Origin of the sequence: Kitasatospora misakiensis (genome assembly GCF_042656005.1) — a bacterium.
GTDB lineage: Bacteria > Actinomycetota > Actinomycetes > Streptomycetales > Streptomycetaceae > Kitasatospora > Kitasatospora misakiensis.
Map to the genome: position 1 here is coordinate 1 of NZ_JBHSOF010000112.1, position 4,150 is coordinate 4,150.

A 4,150-nucleotide genomic window follows, 5' to 3' on the forward strand; every position below is an offset into this window, starting at 1 on the left:
TCGACGGTGATCAGCTCCTTGGCGAGCGTCACCGGGTGCCGGAAGTTCGGCGAGGCGATGGAACTGACGCCCTTGGTGGAGCAGTGGCTGGAACGCGGCAGCACCCCGGCCCAACTTGCCCAAGCCCTGCTCCCGGGCCTGCCCACGACAGTCCACTCGCTGGTCAGAGTGCTGTGCAATCGCCTGAGGCGCAAGATGCCGCCCGTGCAGACCCCCACGTAGCCCGCTGCCGGACCCACGTACGCCAAGTACTCCAAGTGCCACGACCCGCTGCCACGGCCGGGCATCTGCTGGGCCTATGCGGGCCTCGGGACGCGGGTGGTCGCGGTGGGCGGCGGCGCTGCCGCGGCACTGGGCAGTGCGGCCCGAGGCCGCGCTGCCCTGCTCACCGTGGTGAGCGCTGGGCAGCTGGCCAGCACGGCAGTGTAGGGCGGCACCTTGCCACCATCCGTCGCTGTGGCAAAGGAGTTGGGGCACTGTCGACGCGGCGCGCAAGTGGTGGCGAGGTACCGTTTTGACGTCTTTGCAGCAGGCGGGCGGGGATCGACTGGTGGAGTGGAGCGCAGCTGACGGGCCTTCCGCAAGCCCAGCCCAGCACGTAACCGATTGGGTAACTGAAGCGTTCTACTCGCAGATGCAGCGAGGCGCTTCCAGCCTGCTCGGACGCGAGAGGTACCAGACCGATGGACGTGGCAACGGTCACGGAGGCTGCGGGAACAGCACTGGTAGGGGCGATGGCCACGGATCTGTGGGGGAAGGCCGTGGACGGCGTCACAGCTCTGTGGCGGCGCGCGTACCCAGACCGGGCCGAGACAGTGGCCGCAGAGCTGGAGCAGACGCGTCGGCAGGTACTGGCCGCTCGTCAATCCAATGATGAGCGAGCCCTTCAAGACCTCCGCACCGGTTGGCAACTGCGTCTGGCACAGTTCCTTGATCTGGAGGATCACAAGCTCGCCGAAGAGTTGGTCGCAGAGCTTCATCGCCTCGTTGAGGAAGAACTCAAGTCTGCCGCTTCTCTGAGCGAACATAACTGCGCCAACAAGGTTGAGATGAAAGTCGTAGCACTCGGAACAAGTCGAGTCAATCAGGTGGCAGGGAACCAATACAACTACAAGGACTGAAATACGGCACCACTCAAGCAGGGGCCGGCAATGACCGATCAAGCGGAGAGAATTTTGCGTCACCGGGACAGTGATGTCCTTCGCATCAGACAACAAGCCTCGGCATCTGGAGCATCTAAGCTTTACCAGACCGCAGGTCCTCAAGTGGTTATTGAAGGAGGACTGAATGTCCACCTAAACACTGATCGCCCTGCCGAGAGTTCCCCCGTTTCCCTTATGCCTCCTTTCAAGCTCCTCCCCCACTGCCTTCACGGACGGGAGGCTGCTGTGGAAAAGCTCGGAGGAGAATGCGTTCAGGATGCTCTCGGCCGTCTGACCGTGCTGCACGGCATGGGTGGAATCGGCAAGACGGCGGTAGCCCTGTCCCTGGCGCGAAAACTGCGGGGAAAAGGTGTACGCGTCTTTTGGATTTCAGCCGCGAGCCAATTTGGCCTACGCGAGGCAATGCTGCAGATCACGATCCGGCTCGGTGCTGCAGAATCCCTAGTCAGGGAAGCGGCCCTCGGACACGTCAATGTCGCCGATGTGATGTGGGAGGCACTCGAAGGAAGCGAGGTGCCATGGCTTTTGGTATTCGACAGCGCAGACGACCCGGGCGGAATTGAGAACGAGCTGGGGCCAGCTTGGCTGAGTTCATCGCCCTCTGGATCTGTCCTCGTTACATCCCGCCAAGGAAGCCGCGGCTTCTGGCCCTGTGGTGTCAATATGATGAAGCTGGATCCGTTGAGCCCGACCGCCGGAATGGATATGCTTCTTGATCTGGCCGGCGCACGAGGGGCAGTGGCCCAACAGTGCCAACAAGCAGAGCTTCTGGCGGCTCGCTTGGGCGGAATTCCGCTTGCCTTGCGTCTGGCTGGCTGCTATCTATCCCTTCCGTCGTCAGGCATCAGAAGCTTCGAAGACTACCGAGCAGCCTTGGATAGAGACTTCAAAGCTGTTATCGACCGAGCAGCTTCTACATCCCCGGACCTGTGGCCGGAAGGTCAACTGCGCAGCCTTATTATGCAGACCTGGGAGATCTCGCTAGATACACTGGAGAAGCAGGGAATCCCTCAGGCCAGGACCGTCATGCGACTGCTCTCCTGTTGGGCGAGTCAACCTTTTCCCATCAAGCTGCTTTCCGCGAAGATCCTCGCTCGCACGAGCGGTCCGCGATTCGGATACTGGGACGAATTAGTTCTCGAGAGAACTCTCAATGCTCTCAATTCCCTTGGGCTAGTCGATGTGGTATACGAGGGTCCAGAGTGGTCGACGTCCCCTGGTGGTGGCTTCTATCAGCAAGACGGCCCGCCTGCTGGACATCACTGCATCGTGGTTCATCCGCTTGTGGCCGAGGTGAATGAGGCACAGCTCGATCACTCCGAAGAGAGCAGTCAGGTGTGGGCTGCAGCTGTTCGGTGCCTGGGAATCGTCCGGGGCATGTGGACGGAGGATCCAGGGCAGCTCGGCTTTTGGCAGCTGATCATCCCTCACTTGCTCTCCGTGACCCACCGCCTGCCCGACGAGTGTGCTGACCTATTTAAAGTCATCGTGGATGTCCAGGAATGGTTCGGCCAGTACCTGCGGGTGTCCGGCCAATATGAGATCGGCTACAAGCTCGCCAGCGTCTCACACTCGAGGATTAGTGGGCTTCGACTACCCGACGAACTCCGCTTTCTATCCGGATATATCTGCGCAGACTGGTCGTGGCAGACGTCCCGCCTGGAGGAGGCCGACGAGCTGGTCCACGAGGCTTGTCATTTAGCTGGGAAGACTGCTGGCCCCGAGAGCTACCAGGCGCTCGTCGCCAACGGGCTTCTCGTCGCTATTCAGGTGGAGCGAGGCTTCTTCAAAGAGGCCGAGAAGTTGGCGCGGAGATTCGCCTTTGCACTGGAAGGAGGACAGCTTCACCAGCTCTCCGCCCAGGCGTATCATCATCTGGCTACTATCCTCAGGGAAACTGGGAAACTGGAAGAAGCCGAGGAGAATTCTCGCCTTGCAGTACGCCTATGCGAGACGATCCCCGGATTTCCATCGTACACCAAAGCGGTAATCCGCCATGAGCTTGGAGTAATTCTCTGGCACCGAGGGCGTCTAGATGATGCACTCGGAATGCTGGCGAAAGTCCATCAAAGCCAGCGCGAATTCCTGGCGCCTTGGCATCCATCCATCCTGGTCACGCGCTACGACATTGCATCAATTAATGCCATTCAAGGGAATCTCATGAGAGCCCTGATGGACTTTATGGCCATCTACCTGACCGAGAAGGATTTCCTTGGCGAAAGGCACTATGCAACTCTTCAGGCCAAGCATCAGGTAGCCCAGGTCATGGTACAGCTGGGAGAGTTGGAGGCGGCCGAAATGATTCTGGACGAGATCGAGCTCGAACGCCGCTCCGGCAAACTTGAAACGCGCCACATGGATGTGCTGGCAACTCGCCACGAGTTGGTCCACATCAAGGCACAGCGCGGTAATCATATCGAGGCATCGCAGGAGTGGCGGGAAATCCTCGAAGAGGAGCGCAGGGAGCTTGGAATGGAACATCCGTCCACACTGCGGACTCACTTCAACTGGGCAATCTGTTGGGCCGCATTGGACAGGCAGGCTATCGCTCGGGTTGAAATGGGTAAAGTCTTGATGGCCCGGCGTCGCACCCTAGGTGATAAGCACTATGAAACGCAGCAGGCCCGCCAGGCCCTGGAATCTCTGATCCGCTCGCCAAGGGCGATCTGGCGATTCGATGGGCAAGCACGGCATTCGTTTCCGCGAAGCAGGACGAGCGGATAGGCGCCACGTTTTCCAAGGGTCAGAGCACGGGAGCACATGGCAGGACCCGCACCACGTAAGCTCTCTGGCTCTGTGGCCCCAGTTGTTGCCGTTCAGACGTATTCGGCGGCTTCCCCCGTGCCACGATGAAGGGGTGCAGCCCGCCCCTGACGCTGTAGTGCTCGCTGTCAATGGGATCGTCTCCGACCAGTCCCGTAAGGTCGATGACATGCGACTGAGCACGGTGATCCTCCCCATCCACCGGTGGAGCGAGGGGCAGAAGA

2 protein-coding genes are annotated in these 4,150 nt (G+C 60.1%); both read left to right on the forward strand.

Translation table 11 applies throughout. The features are described from left to right. Positions 1-683: 683 nt before the first annotated feature. Positions 684-1,121: a hypothetical protein gene (locus tag ACFP3U_RS36660; protein WP_380230107.1), complete on the forward strand. Its 438-nt coding sequence runs from the start codon at positions 684-686 to the stop codon at positions 1,119-1,121. A 267-nt stretch (positions 1,122-1,388) separates the two neighbouring features. Further along, positions 1,389-3,887, forward strand: a complete 2,499-nt coding sequence (locus ACFP3U_RS36665) for a tetratricopeptide repeat protein (RefSeq protein ID WP_380230108.1) — start codon at positions 1,389-1,391, stop codon at positions 3,885-3,887. The last annotated feature ends 263 nt before the right edge of the window (positions 3,888-4,150 follow it).